The sequence below is a fragment of the Xanthomonas sp. WHRI 6106 genome, from assembly GCF_040202405.1.
GTDB classification, from domain to species: Bacteria; Pseudomonadota; Gammaproteobacteria; order Xanthomonadales; family Xanthomonadaceae; genus Xanthomonas; species Xanthomonas cannabis.
In genome coordinates, this window is record NZ_JBEGFC010000013.1 from 51,603 (window position 1) to 73,341 (window position 21,739).

The window sequence follows — 21,739 nt, forward strand, 5'->3', positions numbered from 1 at the left end:
GGAAGGGAGGCGTTGGTGCAACGCCGCTGCAGCGCTGGCAACCCGTTGCCTTCTCCCGCAGGCGGGAGAAGGTGGCGCGTAGCGCCGGATGAGGGGCGCTCGTCTTTAGCTGATGGTGCCGACCAGCTTCAGGCGCTTGTCTTCCGGCACTTCGCTATAGGCCAGCACCGACAGGCTGGGCACGCTGTGGCGCACCAGGCGGGCCAGCGCCGCGCGCACCTGGCCGGGGACCAGCACCACCGCCGGTTCGTTGCGGGCTTCCTGCTTGCCCACGCAATCGGCCAGGCTCTGGTGCAGGCGCTCGGCCAGGCCCGGTTCCAGCGCCACGCCATTGCCGTGGGTGGATTCCTGCAGCACGCGCTCCAGCTGCGGGGCCAGGGTGAACACCGGCAGTTCGGCGGACATGCCGGCGATCTCCTGCACGATGAAGCGGCCCAGCGAGGTGCGTACCGCTGCAGTGAGGGTGGCCGGGTCCTGGCTGTGCGGGGCGTGCTCGACCAGCGCTTCGACGATCTTGCGCAGCTGGCGTACCGGAATGCGCTCGATCAGCAGGTTCTGCAGCACGCGCACCACCACCGACAGCGGCAGCGCCTTGGGGGTGAGGTCCTCGACCATCTTGGGCGCCGTCTTGGCCAGGGTTGCCAGCAGCTGCTGCACTTCTTCGTGGCCGAGCAGTTCCGGGGCGTGTTCGCGGATCAGGTGCGACAGATGCGTGGCGACCACGGTGGCCGGGTCGACCACGGTATAGCCCATCGATTCGGCATAGGCGCGCTGATGCGGCTGGATCCAGGTGGCGTCCAGGCCGAACGCCGGGTCCTTGCCGGGAATGCCGTCGAGCTGGCCGAGCGCACCGCCCGGGTCCAGCGCCAGCTCGCGGTCGGGGTAGATTTCGGCGGTGGCCACCGGCACGCCGTGCACCAGCAGCCGATACGCGTTGGCGGACAGCTCCAGGTTGTCGCGGATATGCACCGGCGGCACCAGGAAACCGATGTCCTGGGTGAGCTTGCGGCGCACGCCCTTGATGCGCGCCATCAATTCGCCGCCCTGGTGCTTGTCCACCAGCGGGATCAGCCGGTAGCCCACTTCCAGGCCCAGCGGGTCGATCGGGCGCAGTTCGTCCCAGCTCAGTTCCGCGCTGGCCTGGGCGGCAGTGGCCGCCGCAGCCGCCTGCGGGTCGGCGGCCGCATCGCCTGCCGCCGGCGCCACCAGGCTGCGCTTGTACATTTTCCAGGCGATCACGCCCAGGATCAGGCCCAGCGTCAAAAACGCGACGTTCGGCATGCCCGGCACCAGGCCGACCAGGCCCAGGATCGCCGCTGCCACCGCCAGTGCGCGGTGCTGGCCGAACACCTGGCTGACCATCGCCCCGCGCATGTCCTGCGCCCGCGAGGCGCGGGTCACCAGCAAGGCCACCGAGGACGACACCAGCAAGGCCGGCAGCTGTGCCACCAAGCCGTCGCCGATCGACAGCAGGGTGTAGGTGGAGGCGGCATCCACGAAGCTCATGCCGTGCTGGAACATGCCGACGGCCATGCCGCCGACCAGGTTGATGAACAGGATCAGGATGGCGGCGATGGCGTCGCCGCGGATGAACTTGTTGGCACCGTCCATCGCACCGTAGAAGTCGGCTTCCTCGCGGACTTCCTCACGGCGGGCCTTGGCTTCCTCGCGCGTCAGCAAACCGGCGTTGAGGTCGGCGTCGATGGCCATCTGCTTGCCGGGCATGGCGTCCAGGATGAAGCGCGCGGTCACTTCCGACACGCGCCCGGCACCCTTGGTGATGACCACGAAGTTGATGATGGTCAGGATCGCGAACACCACGATACCCACGGCGTAGTTGCCGCCGATCACGAACTGGCCGAACGCCTCGATGACCTTGCCGGCCGCGGCGTGGCCGTCCTGGCCGTTGATCAGGATCACGCGGCTGGAGGCGACGTTCAGCGCCAGCCGCAGCATCGTGGTCATCAACAGCACGATGGGGAAAATGGTGAATTCCAGCGGGCGCTGCACATACACCACCGCCAGCAGCACCATCAGGGAGATGGCGATGTTGAAGGTGAACAGCGCGTCCAGCACCGGTGCGGCCAGCGGCACCATCAGCATGGCCAGCATGGCCATCAACGCCAGCGGGGCACCCAGGCCGTTGCGCAGCAACTCCATGACGCGGCGGGCGTTCATCGGGGCAGGTTGGGCGCTCATGCGCTGGCCCCCTTGCCGAACTCATCCACCTCGAGCGAGGGCAGTTCCGGCATCGGGCCGCCGTTCCACCCGCGCAACTGGTAGACGTAGGACAGGACCTGGGCCACGACCGAATAGAGTCTCACGGGAATTTCCTTGCCGATTTGGGCTTCCCTATACAAGGCGCGTGCCAAAGGCGGGGCGGTGACGATCGCCACCCGGTGCTGTTCGCCCGCTTCGCGGATGCGGAAGGCCATTTCGTCCACGCCCTTGGCCACCACGATCGGGGCGCGCATCTTGCCGCCTTCGTACTTGAGCGCCACCGCGTAGTGGGTCGGGTTCATCAGCACCACGTCGGCCTTGGGCACCGCTTCCATCATCTGCCGCTGCGACATCTGCATCTGCATCTGGCGGATGCGGCCCTTCACCTCCGGGCTGCCCTCGCTTTCCTTCATCTCGCGCTTGATCTCTTCGCGGGTCATCTTCAGCTTCCGCAGCCAGTTCCACTTCTGGTACGGCGCGTCGATGGCCGCCAGCAGCACCAAGGCGCCTGCGGTGTAGAACAGCAGGCTCTTGGTGAAGTCCAGGCCGTTGCCTACCGCCTGTTCCAGCGGCTGGTTCACCAGCGCGCGCAGGCCGGGCAGGCTCTTGGAGATGCACAGCCAGGCGGCCAGGCCGACGAACAGCAGGCGCAGCACCGACTTGACCAGCTCGGCCAGGCTGTTGCTTCCCCACATGCGCTTGATCCCGTTCATCGGGTTGAGCTTGGTGAGGTCGGGCATGATCGCCTTGCTGGAAAAATGCAGGCCGCTCATCATCAGCGGCCCGGCCAGCCCGGCCAGCAGGCACACGCCGATCAGCGGCAGCATCACCCACAGCAACTGCAGCAGCAGGTCGCCGAAATGGCCGAACAGGGCCATCGGGTTTTCGCGCATCTTGGGGTCGGGGCTGAGTGCGGTCTTCATCCAGACCGCCGCGCCATCGCCGATGCCGCCGGCCAGTGCCATCAATCCGAACACGCCGGCGCCAAACACCGCGGCGGTGGACAGCTCACGCGATTGCGGGAAGTTGCCCTGCTCGCGGGCCTCGCGCAGGCGTTTTTCGGTGGGAAGCTCTGTACGCTCGCCGCCGTCTTCGGACTCGGACATGGGGATGCCGGTGGGGGATTACGCCCTCTGATGCAAGCGGCATTCCAGAACCGCGACCACCAGCCCCGGACGCCGGCAGCGACACAGCGTGCCAAGCCTGCAGGCGGCGATCGTCCTGGACCGTGATCGTCCTGGACCGTTCACCCGCTTTGCCGCTTTGCCGCCCAGCGGCCGAGCAGGGCACGCGCAACGCACCGACGCGCCCCCACGGGGAGCCTGGGTCCCCGGCGCATGGGCCGCGCGCTCAGGCCACCGAAATCTCCGGTTCTTCCGGCTCGATGCGGTTGCGGCCGTGGCGCTTGGCTCGGTACAAGGCCGCGTCCGCACGCGCCAGCACGGTGGCGGCGGTGTCGCCGACGCGGTACCACGCCACGCCGATCGAGCAGGTCACCTGCAGCGCGCGCGCAGCGCCCACCTCGTAGGGCGACAGGCTGATCGCCTCGTGGATGGCGCGCAGCCGATGCTGGCCCTGACGGGTCATGCCGGGCAGCAGCAACAGCAGCTCTTCGCCGCCGTACCGGCCCACCTTGTCCGAATCGCGCAGGCAGGCGGTAAGCCGCGCGCCCACCTTGGCCAGCACCGCATCGCCGACCAAGTGGCCATGTTCGTCGTTGACCTGCTTGAAGTGGTCCAGGTCGATCAACACCACCGCCAACGGGTGTTCGGCTTGCGCGCAGGCCTGCAGTTCCTCGCCCATGGCCTCGAGAATGCCGGAGCGGTTGAGCAGGCCGGTGAGCGCGTCGTGGCTGGCCTTCAGCGCCAGCGCGGCGCGTGCGCTTTCCAGCTCGTGCTTCTCGCGCTCGAGCTGATAGGTGCGCTCGGCCACCAGCTCGGCCAGCATGCGCTCGCGCGCCATCAGATGACGGTGGCGCCAGCTCCACAGGCCGATCAGCAGGCCGCTGCAGATCAGCAGGTACAAGGCAATCGCCGGCGGGCTGCGCCACCACAGCGGTGCCACCGCAAAGGTCAGGTCCACGACCGGCGAGGCGGTGCGCCGATAGCGGTCCAGCACCTGCACCTGAAGGCGGAAGTGCCCGGACGGCAGCGGCGGTTGGTCGATCGACAGGTCGTCGCTCTGGATCCATTCGTCGTGCAGGCCGAGCAGGCGATAGCGCACGGTCAGCCGGCTCGGGTCGTCGTAGACCTCCATCGTGGACAGTTCGATATGCAGCGGTTTGTCGCTCCAGCCCAGCAGCTGCCCGCTGCGGATCGGGACGCCGCCGCGGCTCACGCTGTCGATCCGCACGCTGGGCTGGCGATCGTCGAACAACCGTGCCGGGTCGGCCAGATGGCTGACGCCGCGCGCGGTGCCGATCCACACCGAACCATCCGGATCCTCGGCGAACGCCGCTTCGGACACGTCGTCCCAGATCAGCCCCTGTGACTGCGACAGATGCGCCCAGCGTTCGCCGTCATAGACCTCCACGCCACGCGCATGGCCCACCCAGATCCGGCCCACGCTGTCGCCGCGCAACAGGTACACACCCACATCGCGCAGCGCGTCGTCGCTGATGGCCTGCAGGTCCACGCCGTCGGCCAGCACCATGCCGTGCCAGACGCCGGGGCGGTAGAAGGCCAGCCACACTTCGCCGCTGTCGCTGATATGGAACTTGCTCACCCACGGCTCGGCATCGCCACCGTTGACCTTCACCGGCACCTTGGTCCAGTGCGCGCCGCGCAGCCGGAACAGACCATTGGCGCTGGACACCCACAGCGTGCCGTCGGCGGTCTGCTGGATATCGGTGTAGGCAATGGCGGGCATGCCGGCAACCGGCTGCAGCGCGCCACCCTCGAGCGGACGCTCGATCACGAACAGTCCGCCGGCGGTGAGGATCCATAGCCGGCCTTGCCGATCCAGGAGCAGGCGTCTGGCGGTGCGCGGGAGTTTGGCCACCTCGGTGTTGCGACCATCGGGCCAGAAGCGCTGCAGGTGGCCGGCCGAGTTGAGCGTCCACAGGCTGCCTTCGCTGCTGCGCTGCATGCCCACGATCTGGATGCCGGCTTGCGGCAGCGCCGGTGCAAAGCGTCCGCCCGGGTGCGCCTGTCGTCCCACGCCGTGCTCGTTGCCGACCAGCAACGCGTGCTGCGCATCGCGTGCAATGGACCAGGTCGGGGCGGGCGGCATGCCCTGTGTGGCGTCCCAGTTCTCGATCCATTCGTAGCCGGCCCAACGCACCAGGCCTTCGCCGTCCACGGTCATCCAGAGGTCGCCGTCGCGATCGACCACGATCGCGTCGCTGCTGCCCGGTGGCAGCCCGTTGCCGGCGCCGAAGGTCCGCCAGCGGCCGTTTTCCCAGCGCACCAGGCCATCGTTGCGGCGCACCAGCACGCGTCCTTCGCGATCCAGCACCAGCGGTGCCTGTCGTCCGACCGTGCTGCCGTCCAGCAGCGGCAGCGGCCGCACGCGGAAGCGGTCGTCACCCGGCGCGCGGTGGAGCAGGGTCCCGGCGCCGCGGGCCCACAGCCCCCCGTCGCGATCGCGCAGCACGCTGGACCAGCGATCCTCCGGCACGCCCTGGTCGGGGCCATAGACCTGCACCCGGCGCTGCGCGTCGATGGCGCACAGCTTGCGCGCGCAGCCCACCCACAGGGTGTCGCCCTCCACCGACAGACTCATCGCCTTGGACAGTTCCGGCACCCGCACCCGCGTGGCGGTATCCAGCAGGTAGTCGCTATGCCACTTGCCGTTGCTGCGCGGGCGCAGCACCTCCAGTTCGCCGCCGTTGAGCATCACCGTGCCCCACGGCGGGCTGGCCAGCAGCATGCCGTCCTGCAGATGCTCGGCCTCGTCGCGGGCAAGCTTGCGGAAGCCATGTTCGTCGCCGACGAACAGCGCCTGGAAGCCGGCAACCCACAGGCGACCGTCCGGCGCTTCGCTCATGGCGGTGATCGGTTCGTTGCGCAGGCCGTCCAGCGGAACCTGCTGAAAGATGCGGCCGTTGTAGCGATACAGGCCGCTCTCGGTGCATACCCACAGCAGGGTATGACGGGTCTGCAACAGGCAGGTGCCGGCCAGGCCGAGCAGGCCCTGATCATGGGCGTAGCGCCGAATGCTGGCGCTCTGCGCACCAGCCAGGTCCGCAAACGACAGCAGGGCCAACAGCAGCACCGCGGTCAACGGTGGCATTCGGCCTGACGACCTCGATTGGCGGTGCAGGAACCCCACGGGCGTTTCGATCTCCCACGCATCCAAGCGTATGGTCCGCGCCCTCGCGCGGACGTCTCACGCTTGCCATTGGCGGCCCCATCCCAGGCCACGATCTATCGACTAGCGGCTGTGCATGCGATTTACTTTAATTGCATTTGACAATCGATCGACGCGGTGAATCAGCGGGCCGGACCGTGCCGCAGTCCTGTCGTGGAACGGCCGAGACCAGCGTCAATGCACGATCTGGATCGCGATCAAGGCTGTAGCGCAAAGCTGGACGCCAGGGCCGCGGGGGGCTGGCGCGGCGCATCCATCACGCCGCTGGCCAACCAGCGCGCCGTGCGCTGGACCGGCACTTGTGGCAGTGAGGGCGCGCACGCCATGTCGGTGCACACGCCGGCCCTGCGCAGCGCGGCACCGGTCGGATCAGTCGAGATGACCGGCCGGTGCGGCAGGGCGCACCGGCCCATGGTCGTAATCGATGCGATTGCGGCCGCTGCGCTTGGCGGCGTACAGCGCTGCATCGGCGCGGGCCAGCAATTGTTCGAGGGTTTCGCCGGGCTGGAACCAGGCCACGCCGATCGAGCAGGTGACATGCAGCCAGCCGCCATCGATGGGGTAGTCGCCGCAGATGCCGCGGTGCAGGGCATCCAGCCGATGCGTGGCCTCCTGCGTCAGCCCCGGCATCAGCGCCAGCAATTCCTCGCCGCCGTAACGGCCGATGCGGTCCTCGCCACGCACCAGCGTATCCATCCGCCGGCCCACCCCGGCCAGCACCGCATCGCCGGCCAGGTGGCCGTGCTGGTCGTTGACCAGCTTGAAATGGTCCAGGTCGATCAGCACCACCGCCAACGGCCGCGCCGTCGCATCGGCGCGTTCCAGCATGTCGCGCAGGGCCGCGAGGATGCCGGCGCGGTTGAGCAGGCCGGTGAGTTCGTCGTGGGTGGCCTTGAGCGCGAGCGCGGCACGGGCCGATTCCAGATCGCGCTTGTCCTGCTCCAGTTCGGCGGTGCGTTCGGCCACCAGCTGCTCCAGCTCGTGCTTGCGGCGCAGCAGCTTGGCGGTACGCCAGCGCAGCAGCGCGATCACCGCTGCAATGGCCAGCACCCCATAGCCGATCAGTGCGGGGATGCCGCGCCACCAGGGTGAGCGCAGCACGAAGTGGAACCGCGCCACGGCGCTTGCGCTGCGTTGATAGGCATCCAGCGCCTGCACCTCGAGCGTGTAACGGCCCGGTGGCAGCAGTGGGTAGGTGAGATGGCTGAGCGAGGTGGTGGTCCAGCGCGCCTGATGGCCTTCCACGCGATAGCGGAAACTGATCCGCTCGGCGCCGCCTTCGACGCCAGGCGTTTGAAGCTCGATGTCCAGCGGCGTTTCCGACCAGTCCAGCGCGCTGCCGGCCCGGACGATCTGGGTGCCGCGACGGACCTGGCCGATCTCGACCTTGAGCGCCTGTGCCGCAAACAACCGCTGCGGGTCGCGCAGATGGCTGAGCCCTCTGCTGCTGCCGATCCAGATGCTGCCGTCGTCGTCTTCCAGAAACGCATTGGACGCGAGGTCGTCCCACAGCAGGCCTTCTGCACGGGTGATGCGCGACCAACGTCCATGCTGGTACAGATCCAGTCCCTGGCTGCTGCCCACCCATAGCCGCCCCTTGCGATCGTGACGCAGGATGAATGGCATCACCCTGGACAACAACGGGTCGTCCACCGCCTGGACCGGCAGGCTGCCATCGGCCTGCAGGCGGCCATGCCATAGCCCGGTTTCGCGCAACGACAGCCAGATTTCGCCATCGGGTGCGAAATCGATCTGGTACATGTCCTGCGTGGGCAAGGTCCCGGTGACCGGCACGTGCACCCATGTCGTGCCGTCACGCCGGTACAGACCATCGCCGGTGGCGGCCCACAGGCGGCCTTGGGGGTCCAGGTCGATGTCACCAATGAACCTGGTCGCCATCGCCGGATCGGAGACCAGCGTATAAGGCGGGCTGGCTTGGCCGTGTCCGAGCCCGCGCGAGGTCGCAATCCAGACCGAACCGGTGGCGTCGAACAGGATCTTGTAGCCCGGCCGCGGCAGATCCATCACCTGCCGGGTCACTCCGGTGACTGGATCGCGCCGCGCGATGGCGCCGGAGTAATACGACAGCCAGGCCGCGCCGTCCGGTGCCACCGCGATGTTCAGCGTCTGCGACAACGGCTTGCCATCCTCCAGCCGCCACGGCTGCGCACGCACGGCGTGGCGCGCGAGCAGGTTGGCACCGCCGTCGGCGCCCACTGCGAGCGTGCCGTCGGGCAGGCGCTGCATCGACCAGATGGGCGCCGACGCCATGCCCTGCGCTTCGGTGAGGTGCTCGATAGTGCCGTAGCCGAGCAGGCGCTGCAGCCCGGTCCCGCGCGTGCCGATCCACAAGGTCCCGGTGCTCTGGAACAGCAACGGGCCAACCATCGCATCCAGCTGCAGGCCCTGATCGGTGCCGATATCGGTCCAATGCGAACCGTCCCAACGCACCAGGCCGTGATCCGACCGCGTCAGCATGCGGCCATGCGCGTCTTCCACCATCGTGGTGGCGCCGGACATGGTGTCGAAGCTGTTGTGCGGATTGGCCGGACGCTCCTGGAAACGGGAGGCGCCCGGTTCGCGCGACACCATGATGCCGCCGCCGCGCAACCACAGCCGGCCGCCACGCTCGCGAAAGATCACGCGCCACCGCCTGGCCGGTACGCCATCGGCGTCGGACAAGGTTTCGACCACGGTGCCATTGGCGTCCAGACGACAGACACCGGCATTGCAGGACACCCACAGGAACCGGCCATCGGCCAGCAGGGTAGGGCCGGTCTTCAACACGGTGCCAGCGCGCGTTTGCAGTGTCAGCGTCTGCACCTGCCAGGAACCGTCGGCCGCCGGCGTCAGCGCCAGCAGCGCGCCATCACTGATGACGGCCACGCCATTGCGGTAGCGCGCGATCACATTGCCGGCATCGGCCCTGATGCGCTTGCCCTCCTTCAGCACCTGCACGAACCGCTCGCCGCTGCGCACGAAGACGCCATTGGCGGTGGCAAGCCACAGCCGCCCCGCATCGTCCAGCGTCAGCGCGCGCGTATAGCGGGCATCCAGCCCGCTCTCCCGCTCGACGGGAATGAAGCGGTCGCGTTCGAAGCGGTGCAGCGCCAGCTCGGTCGCCACCCACACCTCGCCGCGCCGGTCTTCGACCAGCCCGTTGATGGTCATGCCCTGCAAACCGTCTGCCTGCCCGTAATTGCGAAGGCTGTAACTCTGTGCCTGCGCGCCGGTCATGCAGGCCAGCAGCAGCGCAACCGCCAGCAGCCACAGACGCGCCCGCGACGCAGCGCGTCGCGAAGCAGGGCAGGCGAACAGCGCTGAGATGAGCATCGGTTTCCGCGGAAAGAGGAGTGTGCCGATTGAACGGGCCAATCGTCCCCAGCGTTGACGGCGACTGGTTACAAAACTTGAGGTGTGGCGCGGTCAGCCCGTCAGTTCTCTGGCGGCATCGAAGGCAGTGTCGAACATGCGTTGCACTGGCGGGGCGAATTCGCTCGCAAAGCTGGACAACAGGAACAGTCCCAGCAACACCGTCAGCGGCAGGCCCAGCTGCATGGGGTTCAGCGCCGGTGCCGCCTTGGCCAGTGCGCCGAAGGCCAGGTTGACCGCCAGCATCGCCACCATCATCGGCAACGCCAGGGTCAGTCCGCCGCGCAGGATCTGCAGGAACAATGTCGGGGCGACCTCGGCAAAGGCGCTGGCGTCGGGGATTGCGGTGCCGATTGGCAGCGCCTTGTAGCTGTCCACCAGCAGCGCGATCACCGCCAGGTGGCCATTGGCGGCAAAGAACAACAGCCCGAAACCGATATAGAACCACTGTGCGATCACGCCGGAGGTCACCCCGCGCATCGGGTCGGACATCTGCGCGAACGACAGGCCGGTGGACTGCGACACCAGCTCGCCGGCCAGCGCGCCTGCCTCGAAGATCAGCTTGAGCATGAAGCCCATGCTCGCGCCCACCGCCAGCTCGCGCGCAATGCTCAGCACTGCGCTGGCGGTGAACCCGTCCCACTCGGGCACCGGCGGCAGGATCGGCGCCAGCGCCATCGCCAGGGTCCCGGTCAGCATGACCCGCACCCGCGCGGGCACCGCGCGCGTGCCGATCAACGGCATGGCGGTCAGCAATGCCCCGGTCCGCAGCATCGTCCACATGATCGCCCCGACCATTGCAAACGCGCGCTGGCCGTCGATCACCATCTGGGTGGCAGCATCCATCCGCGCCGGCCCGCTAGCCGATCAGATGCGGAATGCGCTGGAACAGCGCGATGGTGAACTCCACCAGGTGCCCCAGCAGCATGCTGCCGGTGGCAAACAAGGTGGCCGTCAACGCGACCGCCTTGGCCACGAACGCAATGGTGGGTTCGTTCAACTGGGTGGCGGCCTGCACCACGCCAATGACGACACCGACCACCAGCACCGCCAGCAACATCGGTCCGGCAATCCACAGGACGGTGACCAGGCCACCACGCAATTCAGTCAGGGCGATTTCAGGGCTCATGGGGTGCTGTGATGCAAGTGGGGTGCCAATGGGGGCGGGGATTCGGGATTCGGGATTCGGGATTCGGGATTCGGGATTCGGGAATCGGGATTCGGGATTCGGGAATCGGGAATCGGGAATCGGGAGGCGGGAATCGGGAGGCGGGAATCGGGAGGCGGGAGGCGGGAGGCGGGAGGCGGGAGTGTGAATAGGGGAAGGAGAGCTGAGCTGGTTCGACGGTGTATGGGCTCAGGAAGCTGCGGGCTGCAGGAGCTGGCCCCTCTCCTGCGGGAGAGGGGTTGGGGTGAGGGTGCGGGGCGAAGCCACCCGTGTTGCGTGGCTGCGCTGGGGCATTGCTCCGCTGTAGGCTTCGGCCGCTACTGGCTGCACTGGCTATCGCCGTTGTTGTTTGCTCTGCAGTAGCGTCGGCGTCTGCTGCTCGATCTCGGGACCGCCCACTGAAGCCGGCGAACCGGTAGACACGCAAGCAGGGCGGCGCGCATGCAGACCTTGCGGCTACGAGGCGTTGAAGCTTGCCGCCAGCGTGCCGACCACCAACACCCAGCCATCCACCAGGATGAACAGCAAAATCTTGAACGGCGCGGAGATCAGCATCGGCGACAGCATCATCATGCCCATCGACATCAGCACGCTGGCCACCACCAGGTCGATGATCACGAACGGGATGAAGATGAGAAAGCCGATTTCGAAGGCTGTCTTCAGCTCGCTGGTCACGAACGAGGCCACCAGCACCGGGAACGGCACCGCGTCCGGGCCGGCGTACTTGCCGTCGCCGGCCATGCCGGCGAAGGTCATCAGATCGGTCTCGCGGATCTGCGCCAGCATGAAGGCGCGCAGCGGCTGGGTGGTCAATGTCCAGGCGGTGGAGAAGTCGATCTGGTTGTTGAGGTACGGCTGCAGGCCGGCGCCCCACATCTTCTGCCACACCGGCATCATCACCAGTGCGGTCAGAAACATCGCCAGGCCCAGCAGCACCTGATTGGACGGGGTCTGGCCGGTGCCCAGCGCCTGGCGCAGCAGGCCCAGCACGATGGTGATGCGGGTGAAGGCAGTCAGCACCAGCAGCATCGACGGCAGCAGGGTGATCGCCGTCATCAGCAGCAGGGTCTGCAGCGGCAGGCTGACCGGCTGGTCGCCGATGCGGCCCACGCTCACGTTGGGCAGGGTCGGCAGCTGGTTGGAACCGGGCGGCACTGCCGCCGGGGCAGCGGCAGGGGCGGCGGCCTGGGCCATCGACGGCAGCGCGGCCGGGGCGGCGGCGGCCAGCAGCGGGCAGCTCATCACCAGCAGGATCAACACCAGGCGGAGGCTGCGCCCCCAGCGATTCCAGCTACTGAACATGTCACGGATCCTTGCGCAGCTTCTGAGCGAGCAGCTGGGCGAAATTGGGGAGTTGCTTGAGGTTGGGCAGGGTGGGTGCAGGCGTGGGCGGCAGCGGTTCGGGCAGGGTATGCAGGGTGCTGATGCCGCCGGCGGTGACGCCGAGCAACAGCTGCTGGCCGTTCACCTCCACCACCACCACGCGCTCCTTGGCACCCACCGCCAGGCTGGTCACCACGCGCAGGCCCTCGCTGCTGCGAAATCCGCTGCCGGGCATGCGCTTGAGCAACCAGCCCAGGCCGACGATCAGCGCGAGCACCAACAGCAATGCAAAGACTGCGCCAAACAGGCCGGGCGAGGACGGCGCCTGCGTGCCGACCTGGGTGGCCTTTGCCGCGGCAGGCGCCGCGGCGGCCAGCAGCCCGATCACCGCAGCCTCCGGATCCGTTCGCTCGGGCTGACCACATCGGTCAGACGGATGCCGAAGCGGTCGTTGATGACCACCACTTCGCCATGCGCGATCAGGGTGCCGTTGACGTAGACGTCCAGCGGCTCGCCGGCGCCGCGCTCCAGTTCCACCACCGAGCCCTGGTTGAGCTGCAGCAGGTTGCGGATCGGAATACGCGCACGGCCCACTTCCAGCGACAGCGTCACCGGCACGTCCAGGATGACGTCCAGGTTGAGGTCGGCGGCATTGTGGTCGTGCTCGGCCTGCAGGCTGTCGAAGGTGGCGGGCGCGGCGTCGAGGATGTCGGAGTTGATCATGAGTTGGAGTCCTGGGAGGGAACGGCGCGCGGGGCTTGCACGCCCGGCGGGCGCACGGCGGTGATCTTGACGGCGTTGTTGCCGTTGGAGACGCCGAATTCGCCGGTGAACAAGGGGATGTCTTCAACGCACAGCGGCACCTGGGCGGGCAGGTCGATCGGCAGGATGTCGCCGACCTTCAGGCCGGTGAGCTGGCGCAGGCTCATGCGCTTGCTGGCCAGCACGCTGGACAGGGTCACTTCGGCGGTGTCCAGCTGCTCGCGCAGCATCACGTTCCAGGAGTCGTCGCGGTCGTTGCGATCGCTCTGGATGCCGGCATCGAGCAGTTCGCGGATCGGCTCCAGCATCGAGTACGGCAGGGTGATGTGGATCTCGCCGCCGCCGCCTTCCAGCTCCACATGGAACCGGCACACCACTACGTACTCGCGCGGGGTGACGATGTTGGCGAAGTGCGGGTTGATCTCTGAATTGATGTACTCGAAGTCCACGTCCATCACCGGCGCCCAGGCTTCCTTGAGGTCGGCAAAGGTCTGCTTGAGCAGCAACTGGATCACGCGCATCTCGGTGGCGGTGAATTCGCGGCCTTCGATGCGGGTATGGAAGCGGCCGTCGCCACCGAAGAAGTTGTCCACCACGGTGAACACCAGGGTGGGTTCGAACACGATCAGGCCGGTGCCGCGCAGCGGCTTGAAGCGGATCAGGTTGAGGTTGGTCGGCACGTACAGCGAGTGCATGTACTCGTTGAACTTGACCAGGTCGATGCCGCGCACCGACAGGTCGGCCGAACGCCGGATCAGGTTGAACAGGCCGATGCGCCACAACCGCGCAAAGCGCTCGTTGACCATCTCCAGGGTCGGCATGCGACCGCGGATGATGCGGTCCTGGCTGGACAGGTCGTATTGACGCGCCTCGCCGGGCAACGGCTCCGGCTCGGTGTTGACCGCACCGGAATCCACGCCGTGCAGCAGGGCATCGATTTCGTCCTGGGAAAGCAGGTCACTGACGCTCATCGGGCAGCCTTACTGGGTAACGAAACTGGTGAACAGCAGTTCTTCGACGCACTTCTTGCCGGTTTCGCTGGTCATGACCTTCTGCGCTTCGGCCAGCGCGGACTTCTGCAGCTTCTGCTTGCCGGCCAGGTCGGCCACGTCGGTGGCCTTGACCTGGGACAGCAGCATCAGCAGGTGCGCGCGGATGGCGGGCGCGTTTTCGGTAATGAGCTTGAGCTCTTCGGGGTCGCGGGTGACCAGCTGCACTTCGACCTGCAGGTACTGCGGGCCATCGCCCGGGTCGGCCAGGTTGACCACGATCGCCGGGTCCATCGGGAAGTACTGGGCCGGCTTGGGCACTTCGGCCACCTTGGGCGCGTCGTGCTTGCCGCCTTTCTCTTCACCCTTGTGACCCAGAAAGAACCAGGCGCCGCCGCCGGCCGCGGCCAGCACGACCACGCCAATGGCGATCAGCAGAAGAGGCTTCTTGCCGCCTTTCTTCTTTTCGTCCTTGTCTTCGCTCTTTTCGGGTTTCTTTGCGGCTGCCACGGTGTGCTCCAGGGGAATGCTCACCCGATGGATGCAATCGGCATGCCAAAACTGCGACGGTTTCCTGGCGCAGCGTGCGCGCAGACGTGAAAACCCCCCGCAAGCCTTGCGCTGCAGGGGTGTAAGGCGGGCGGCAGCGGCGCCGGGGCGGCCGGTTTGCGCAGTGCGCCGGCCGATCCGGCGCGCTGGCTCAGGCGTAGGCGTCCAGCAATCCACGCTGGCGTAACACCACCGACGGAATTCCGACGGGCGGGCTGTCGTCCAGGCTGAGGCCATTGCCGTCGCGGCCACCGCCACTGCGGTTGCCGGTCTGGCCCTGCTGTTGCTGGCCTACATCGGCCTGCCCGAGCTGGAAGCCGTTCTGGCCGAGCATGTCGCGCAGCCGCGGCAGGCTCTGTTCCAGCGCCTGGCGGGTGTCGGCATTGGCGGCGGTGAAACTGGCGTTAACCTTGTCGCCGTCCAGATGCAGGCGCACCTCCACCGGGCCCATCTCGTTCGGGGTGACCTTGATGTGGGCGTGGCCAATCTTCTGATCAGCCAGCCAGCTCAGGCGCGCGCCCATGGCGTCGTCGAAGCTGTCGCTGCCCAGCTCCGGAGTGGGGGTGGGCGAGGCGCTGAAGATCGGTGCCGCCTCCTGCAGGCGGTTGAGTGCCGGCGCGGTGGTGGTCGGCAGGACGAACGCCGGGGCGTCCGGCGCGGCCGCAGTCGCGCTGTCGTCGGCGACCGGTTCCAGTGCCTTGGCGGCCATGCTCATCAGCGCGGCGGTCTGCGCATCGCCGCTCACTGCCGTGGTCGAGGTGGGCTTGGCGCCGGCAAGGGCGGCCGGCGCCAGCGCGCCCAGGGCGGGCAGGGTGGTCGTGGCCGTCGCGGTGGCGGCGGGGGCGGCTGCGTCGGTGGGCAATGCGGTGGCTGCGGGCGTGGCGCTGGCTGCGCCGGCCATGCTGGCGGTCAGCGCTGCGGCTGCGGCGGCCAGGACGTCGCCGCCCGGCAGCGCCTGGGCCAACAGGCCCATGCCGAAGCCGCCCAGGCCTTGCGGCGGCCAGCCGGCATCGGTGGCGGTGGCCGTTTCGGCGGTCGCGTCTTCGCTGGCAGCGGCGGCCTTGGCGGTCCTGCCGCTCTTGCCGGCGCCGGCGGCCGTGCTGCTATCGGTAGTTGCCGGATCCTTGGTAGCGCTGGAGGCGGCGGGCTTGGCCTGGCCGTCCTGCGCACGCGGCCGTGCGGTGGCATCGCCGGCCGCATCGTCGCGCGTGTCGTCGTCGCGCTGGGTGTCGGACTGCTTGGGCTTGGGTGCGGCCGGCTTGGCCGGCACGCGCTCGGGCGCCTGCGCGTGGCCGGGCGTATTGGCCGGATGGAGCATGCGCGCAAACTGGTCCTTGGCCGGGTCCTGCTCGGACGACGGGTCGCTGTAGCTGGACTTCTTGCCGTTACCGGCAAGCGCGCCAAGGCCGGCGGCGAAGGCGGACAGGGGGTTCATGCGGATTCTCCGTGAGTATCTTCGGCCCGCGCCAGGCGCGAGCGACGTGCGCCCAGATCGTCCATCTCGCGCTGGTCGCGGCGTTCGATCACCTTGTTCTCCTGGGCGCGGTAGCTGGCCGCCAGTTGCTCCAGCACCTGCTTCTCGCGGCTGGCCAATAGCAGGCGGGTGCGCTCGGATTCGACCTTGGCGATGTTGCTCTGCACGGTCTGTGCCTGCTGCAGCACGGCGCTGTCGAGCCGGTCCAGAAAGGCGCGGCGGTTGCTCAGTGCTACCGCGCTGGTGCCGGCCATGTGGCTGTTGGCGTATTCCTCGGCGTAGCGGCGCAGTTCTTCCAGGCGCGACTGATGGGTCTCCAGGGTGCGCTGGCGCTCGGCCAGGTCGCGGGCGACCTTGTCTTCCTGTTCCTGGGCCCGCCGCAGCAGGGGATCGATTCGCTTGGACTGCATCATGGATTAGTTCTCTGGTTCCACCAGCTGCTGCAGTGCAGACAGGCTGTCGCTCAGCACCGAGGCCTTGTGCACGTCCTGGCCGAGGAATTCGACGATCTCCGGCCAGCGCGCCAACGCTTCGTCGGTGGCCGGGTCGCTGCCACGCTGGTAGGCACCGATGGCGATCAGGTCGCGGTTGGCGGTGTAGGCGGAGAGCAGCCGCTTGAGCTTGCGGATGCGCAGGCGCCAAGGTTCGTCGGCGATGTCCTGCACCACGCGGCTGACCGAGGATTCCAGGTCGATGGCCGGGTACAGGCCGCTGTCGGCAACCCGACGCGAGAGCAGGATGTGGCCGTCCAGGATGGCGCGGGCGGCGTCAGCGATCGGGTCCTGCGGATCGTCGCCTTCGGTCAGCACGGTGTAGAACGCGGTGATCGAGCCACGGCCCTTGGCGCCGTTGCCGGCACGTTCCACCAGCGCCGGCAATTTGGCGAACACCGACGGCGGGTAGCCGCGGGTGGTCGGCGGCTCGCCCACCGACAGGCCGATCTCGCGCTGCGCCTGCGCAAAGCGTGTCAGCGAATCCATCAGCAGCAACACGTTCAAGCCCTGGTCGCGGAACCACTCGGCAATGGCGGTGGCGCGGTAGGCGCCGTGCAGACGCGCCAGCGGCGGGCGGTCGGCCGGAGCAGCCACCACGACGGCGCGGCGCAGGCCTTCTTCGCCCAGGGTGGTTTCGACGAAATCGCGCACTTCGCGGCCACGTTCGCCGATCAGCCCGACCACGATGACGTCGGCCGAGGTGAAGCGGGTCATCATGCCCAGCAGTGTCGATTTACCGACGCCGGAGCCGGCGAACAGGCCCACGCGCTGGCCGCGGCCGATCGGCAGCATGGCGTTGATGGCCCGCACGCCGACGTCCAGCGAGGTGGTGATGGGTTCGCGCGCCAGCGGGTTGATCGACACGCCGGCCATGCCGACGCTGCCTTCGGCGCGGATCGGGCCCTTGCCGTCGAGCGGGGTGCCGTCGCTGTCGATGACGCGGCCGAGCAGGCCTTCGCCCACTTCCACGCCGCCGCGGCGCCGCGAGGGCACCACGCGCGCGTTCGGCAGCAGGCCGTGCAGTTCGGCGCTGGGCATCAGATAGGTGCGTTCGCCGGCAAAGCCGACCACTTCGGCATCCACCCAGCCGCCATCGACCTCGACCTTGCAGGTCGCGCCCATCGGCGCTTCGCAACCGGTGGCTTCCAGGGTCAGGCCAACCGCGCGGCGCAGGATGCCTTCGCGGATCAGCGTACGGCCGGCGGTGGGCTCCAGGCCAAGCGCGCCCAGGCGGGTGGCCAGGCGCAGATTGCGTGCATCCAGCCAATCGGCCGGGGTGGCGCCGAACAGGGCGCTCACAGGCCTGCCCCGGATTTGCGCATGACTGTCTCCAGCGCGGCCCGCAGGCGCGCATCCAGGGTGCCATCGACGCGCACGCTTTCGGCATGCACGCGCAGGTCGCCGCGGCTCAGGCTCATGTCCGGGGCCACGCGGGTGGTGCTGCTGGGCGCCAGATGCGGCAGCAGCGCGGTGATGTCGTCCGGGTGCAGGCGCACCTCGACCTCGCGGCCGGCACCGCCCACCGCATCGACCGCCTCACCGACCAGGTCGGCCAGCAACTGCGGTTCCACCTGGTAGGCGCGCCCGACCAACTGGCCGGCGATGCGCACGGCCAGCTCGCCGAGCGCGCCGACCACTTCGTTTTCCAGCCGCGCCAGCGGGCGGGTGAAGTTGTCCAGGATGCCGTCGATCTGCGCGGTCAGGCGGCGCACCTCGGACTGGCCCTGGGCAAAGCCTTCGGCATGGCCACGCGCAAAGCCTTCCTGCTGGGCGGCGTCCTCGATGGCCTGGATCTCTTCCAGGGTCGGCGGGCGCAGCACCGGCTCGAGCATGGCCGGTTCGTCGTACTCCGGCTCCGGCAGGGCCGGGGCCATGTGCAGGTCGGGGGCCAGCCAGCGCGTGACCACGTCGTTCATACCATGGCCTCCGCACCGGCACCGCCGAGGCTGATGGCGCCCTCGTCAGCCAGGCGGCGGACGATGGTGAGGATTTCCTTCTGCGCCGCTTCCACATCGGCCAGGCGCACCGGGCCGCGCGCCTCCATGTCCTCGATCAGGATCTCGGCGGCGCGCTGGGACATGTTGCGGGTGATCTTCTCGCGCACCTTGGTGTCGGCGCCGCGCAGGGCCAGGCCCAGCCGCTCGCCGGAGACTTCGCGCAGCAGCGTCTGCAGGCCGCGGTCGTCCAGGTCCACCAGGTTGTCGAACACGAACATCAGGTCCTGGATCTTGCCGGCCAGGTCGGCATCGATCTTGCCGATCTCGCCCAGCACGCCCTGATCGGCGCCGGTGTCCAGGAAGTTGAGAATGTTGGCCGCCACCTTGATGCCGCCCACGTTGGACGATTTGAGGTTCTGGTTGCCGGCAAACTGGCGCTCCATGATGTCGTTGAGCTCGCTCAGCGCGTTGGGCGGAATGCCGTCCAGGGTGGCGATGCGCAGCAGCACGTCGGCGCGGGTGCGCTCGGGCAGCAGCTTCAGCGCTTCGGCGGCTTGGTCGCTGTCCAGATGCGCCATCACGATCGCGATGATCTGCGGGTGTTCATTACGCACCAGGTCGGCGACCGCGCGCGGGTCCATCCACTTCAGGGTGTCCAGGCCGGTGGTGTTGCGGCCCAGCAGGATGCGGTCGATCAGGCCGCCGGCCTTGTCGGCACCCAGCGCCTGGATCAGCACGTTGCGGATGTAGTCGTCGGCGCCCACGCCCAGCGAGGTCTTGCCCGCCAGTTCGCCGTTGAAGTCGTCCATCACCTTCTCGACCTGGTCGCGCGAGATGCCGGTCATGGTGGCCATGGCGATGCCGATCTTCTGCACCTCCTTGGGGTCCATGTGCTTGAGCACCTCGGCCGCATCGCTCTCACCCAGCGACAGCAACAGCACCGCGGCGCGCTGTACTCCAGTCATCGGTTGTGTATCAGGCTTCACTGGCGACCCATCCCTTCACGACTTGTGCGACACGTTTTGAATCGGCTTTGACTGCCTCGCGAGCCACGCGCATGCGCTCTTCGTAGGCGTCCGGCAGAGCGATCGGGGTCTTCTTGTCCTGACCGATCTGCGCGGTGTCTTCTTCCAGGCGGGGCATCAGGTCGTCGTCTTCGTCGACCATCCGCAGGTCAGCACTCTGTGGAGTGCCATCCTTGCCATCCTTGCCTTGCTTGTCCTTGACCGCGGTCACGCCAGTGAGCTGACGCAGGGTGGGGCGCACCACACCGAACAGCAGCGCCAGCACCACCACCGCACCGACCAGCAGGCGCAGACCGTTCTGCACGCGCGGGTCTTCCCACCACTTCGGGCCTTCCTCGCCCGCCACCGCTTCGCGCACGAACGGGGCATTCATGACCGACACCGTGTCGCCACGTGCCGCATCGAAGCCCACTGCCTGCTTGACCAGGCCCTCGATGCGGGTGAGCTCGGCGGCGGTGAGCGGCTGCTCCACCATCTTGCCCTTGGCACCGGGGCGCGGGACGTTGTCCAGCAGCACCGCCACCGACACCCGCTTGATGCGGCCGGCCGGCTGGCGGGTGTGTTGCAAGGTTCGGTCCAATTCGTAGTTGCGGGTGGCGCTCTTGGAACTTTCGGTCGGCGCGGCGGGTGCGGCGGCCTGGCCGTTGGCAGCTGCTGGAGCCCCGGGGGCGCCTGCGACGGCCGGTGCCGGCGGCTGGCCCGGGCTGTTGCTGGTGGCGCCCGGAGGGCCCTGCGGGCCGGTGGCGCTGGTGCTGGTGTCGCTGACCTGCTCGCTGCGCAGCTTGGCCGGCTCGCCGTTGTAGAGCTCGCGGGCTTCTTCCACCACCGAGAAGTCCATATCCACGCTGACCTCCGGGTTGACCCGGCCCGGGCCGGTCATCGGCTCGAGCAGCTCGCGGATGCGCTGGTTGTAGGAGCTTTCCTGGCGGCGCACCTGTTCGAACTGGGCGGCGTGCTGGGCAGCGTCACTGTTGGGGTCGGCGATGGAGAGCATGCGCCCGCTCTGGTCGACCACGGTGACGCGCTCGGGGGTCATGTCCGGAATGCTGGAGGCCACCAGATTGACGATGGCATCGACCTGGTTGCGCTCCAGGCCCTGGCCGCCGCGCAGTTCCAGCACCACCGAGGCGCTGGCCACATCGCGCTGGCGGGTGAAGGCGCTGGGCTTGGGAATGGCCAGGTGCACACGCGCCTCGCGCACCGGACGCAGGGTGCCGATAGTGCGCGAGAGTTCGGTTTCCAGCGCATGCTGGTAACGGGCGTTTTCCACGAACTGGCTGACGCCGAAGCCCGGGTCCTTTTCCATCAGCTCGAAGCCGCCGCCGGTTTCCTTGCCGGTCAGGCCGGAGCCGGCCAGCTTCAGGCGCGCGTCGTACAGGCGGTCTTGCGGCACCGAGATCGCGCCGGTGCCTTGGTCGATCTTGAACGGGATCTGCGCGGTGCGCAGCAGGTCGGCGGCTTCCGCGTTGCCCTTCTCATCCAGGCCGGTGTACAGCGCCTGGTAGCCGGGCTTCTGCGACCAGAAGAACACCGCCAGACCGGCCGCGACCGCTAGGGCGATCATCGCCATCATGGTCAGCTTGCGGGTGATCTGCAGGCTACGGACACGGTCGAACCATTGCCCCGCCTTCTCGGCGTTCTGGTTCATGTTTTCTTTGCTGATCGCGAGAGCCATGTGTCGTCAACCTTTACAGCGGCATGTTCATGACGTCCTGGTAAGCCTGGACGAGACGGTTGCGGACTTCCACGGTGGCGCGGAAGGCCACCTGGGACTGCTGGGAGGCGACCATGACCCGTGCCAGATCGGCACTGGGGTCGCCCATTTCGAATGCTTTGGACAGCGCGCCGGCCTTCTGCTGCGCCTCGTTGACGCCGCCGATGGCGCCGCGCAAGGTCTCGCTGAAGCTCGGTGCCTGGGTGGCCGGTGTTCCCTGTGCGCCGGCCAGCCCCTGGATCTGATTGCCGCGCGCCGCATCGCCCACCGCGCCCATCGGGCCTTGGCCCATCTGCGTCTGGTAGCTGCGGATCTGCGAGAGGATGGAGGTAACGGAGTCGCTCATGGGTGCGGTCAGCCAGGGAGGCATCCACACCAATGCAAGCGGCGTGCCGAAACCG

Annotated in this window: 18 protein-coding genes; all 18 read right to left on the reverse strand. The window is 68.1% G+C overall.

The features are described from left to right. Nucleotides 1–105: 105 nt before the first annotated feature. Nucleotides 106–2,178: a flagellar biosynthesis protein FlhA gene (gene flhA / locus ABQZ09_RS17265; RefSeq protein ID WP_184440698.1), complete on the reverse strand. Its 2,073-nt coding sequence runs from the start codon at nt 2,176–2,178 to the stop codon at nt 106–108. A gap of 17 nt (nt 2,179–2,195) precedes the next feature. After that, a complete protein-coding gene (flhB, locus tag ABQZ09_RS17270) occupies nt 2,196–3,326 on the reverse strand; it encodes a flagellar biosynthesis protein FlhB (protein WP_184557557.1) in 1,131 nt (376 codons plus the stop codon). Between the two features lie 244 nt (nt 3,327–3,570). Next, entirely contained in the window at nt 3,571–6,492 is a 2,922-nt protein-coding gene (locus ABQZ09_RS17275) for a diguanylate cyclase (protein WP_349777486.1), read from the reverse strand. A 408-nt stretch (nt 6,493–6,900) separates the two neighbouring features. Further along, complete coding sequence (locus tag ABQZ09_RS17280; RefSeq protein WP_503019347.1) at nt 6,901–9,864, reverse strand: ligand-binding sensor domain-containing diguanylate cyclase; 2,964 nt, start codon at nt 9,862–9,864, stop codon at nt 6,901–6,903. Between the two features lie 93 nt (nt 9,865–9,957). After that, complete coding sequence (fliR, locus tag ABQZ09_RS17285) at nt 9,958–10,749, reverse strand: flagellar biosynthetic protein FliR (RefSeq protein ID WP_184557566.1); 792 nt, start codon at nt 10,747–10,749, stop codon at nt 9,958–9,960. Nucleotides 10,750–10,762: 13 nt separating this feature from the next. Continuing rightward, complete coding sequence (locus ABQZ09_RS17290; protein WP_005917968.1) at nt 10,763–11,032, reverse strand: flagellar biosynthetic protein FliQ; 270 nt, start codon at nt 11,030–11,032, stop codon at nt 10,763–10,765. A 495-nt stretch (nt 11,033–11,527) separates the two neighbouring features. Then, on the reverse strand, nt 11,528–12,373 hold the full coding sequence (gene fliP, locus ABQZ09_RS17295) for a flagellar type III secretion system pore protein FliP (protein WP_039565001.1): 846 nt from the start codon (nt 12,371–12,373) through the stop codon (nt 11,528–11,530). A 1-nt stretch (nt 12,374) separates the two neighbouring features. Further along, the gene (gene fliO, locus ABQZ09_RS17300; protein ID WP_184557569.1) at nt 12,375–12,782 is read right to left on the reverse strand and encodes a flagellar biosynthetic protein FliO; all 408 of its coding nucleotides are present in this window, start codon (nt 12,780–12,782) and stop codon (nt 12,375–12,377) included. Beyond that, nucleotides 12,779–13,117, reverse strand: a complete 339-nt coding sequence (gene fliN, locus ABQZ09_RS17305) for a flagellar motor switch protein FliN (protein WP_039565006.1) — start codon at nt 13,115–13,117, stop codon at nt 12,779–12,781. Before fliN ends, fliO begins: the two co-directional genes overlap by 4 nt. Continuing rightward, nucleotides 13,114–14,127: a flagellar motor switch protein FliM gene (gene fliM / locus ABQZ09_RS17310; protein WP_349777487.1), complete on the reverse strand. Its 1,014-nt coding sequence runs from the start codon at nt 14,125–14,127 to the stop codon at nt 13,114–13,116. Before fliM ends, fliN begins: the two co-directional genes overlap by 4 nt. A 9-nt stretch (nt 14,128–14,136) precedes the next feature. Next, nucleotides 14,137–14,679 (reverse strand): flagellar basal body-associated FliL family protein, encoded by a 543-nt coding sequence (locus ABQZ09_RS17315; protein WP_179455335.1) that lies wholly within the window; start codon nt 14,677–14,679, stop codon nt 14,137–14,139. A 166-nt stretch (nt 14,680–14,845) separates the two neighbouring features. Next, on the reverse strand, nt 14,846–16,129 hold the full coding sequence (locus tag ABQZ09_RS17320) for a flagellar hook-length control protein FliK (protein WP_349777488.1): 1,284 nt from the start codon (nt 16,127–16,129) through the stop codon (nt 14,846–14,848). After that, nucleotides 16,126–16,581: a flagellar export protein FliJ gene (fliJ, locus tag ABQZ09_RS17325; protein ID WP_039407767.1), complete on the reverse strand. Its 456-nt coding sequence runs from the start codon at nt 16,579–16,581 to the stop codon at nt 16,126–16,128. Before fliJ ends, ABQZ09_RS17320 begins: the two co-directional genes overlap by 4 nt. A 3-nt stretch (nt 16,582–16,584) precedes the next feature. Further along, nucleotides 16,585–17,961 carry a FliI/YscN family ATPase gene (locus ABQZ09_RS17330; protein ID WP_039407763.1) on the reverse strand — a complete coding sequence of 459 codons (1,377 nt, stop codon included), beginning with the start codon at nt 17,959–17,961 and terminating at the stop codon, nt 16,585–16,587. Beyond that, nucleotides 17,958–18,578, reverse strand: coding sequence for a FliH/SctL family protein (locus tag ABQZ09_RS17335; protein ID WP_039407761.1), 621 nt, complete (start codon nt 18,576–18,578; stop codon nt 17,958–17,960). Before ABQZ09_RS17335 ends, ABQZ09_RS17330 begins: the two co-directional genes overlap by 4 nt. Next, the gene (gene fliG, locus ABQZ09_RS17340) at nt 18,575–19,564 is read right to left on the reverse strand and encodes a flagellar motor switch protein FliG (protein ID WP_039407758.1); all 990 of its coding nucleotides are present in this window, start codon (nt 19,562–19,564) and stop codon (nt 18,575–18,577) included. Before fliG ends, ABQZ09_RS17335 begins: the two co-directional genes overlap by 4 nt. A gap of 10 nt (nt 19,565–19,574) precedes the next feature. Further along, nucleotides 19,575–21,299 carry a flagellar basal-body MS-ring/collar protein FliF gene (fliF, locus tag ABQZ09_RS17345; RefSeq protein ID WP_184557578.1) on the reverse strand — a complete coding sequence of 575 codons (1,725 nt, stop codon included), beginning with the start codon at nt 21,297–21,299 and terminating at the stop codon, nt 19,575–19,577. A 13-nt stretch (nt 21,300–21,312) separates the two neighbouring features. Then, complete coding sequence (gene fliE / locus ABQZ09_RS17350) at nt 21,313–21,684, reverse strand: flagellar hook-basal body complex protein FliE (protein WP_010373676.1); 372 nt, start codon at nt 21,682–21,684, stop codon at nt 21,313–21,315. Nucleotides 21,685–21,739 lie beyond the last annotated feature (55 nt).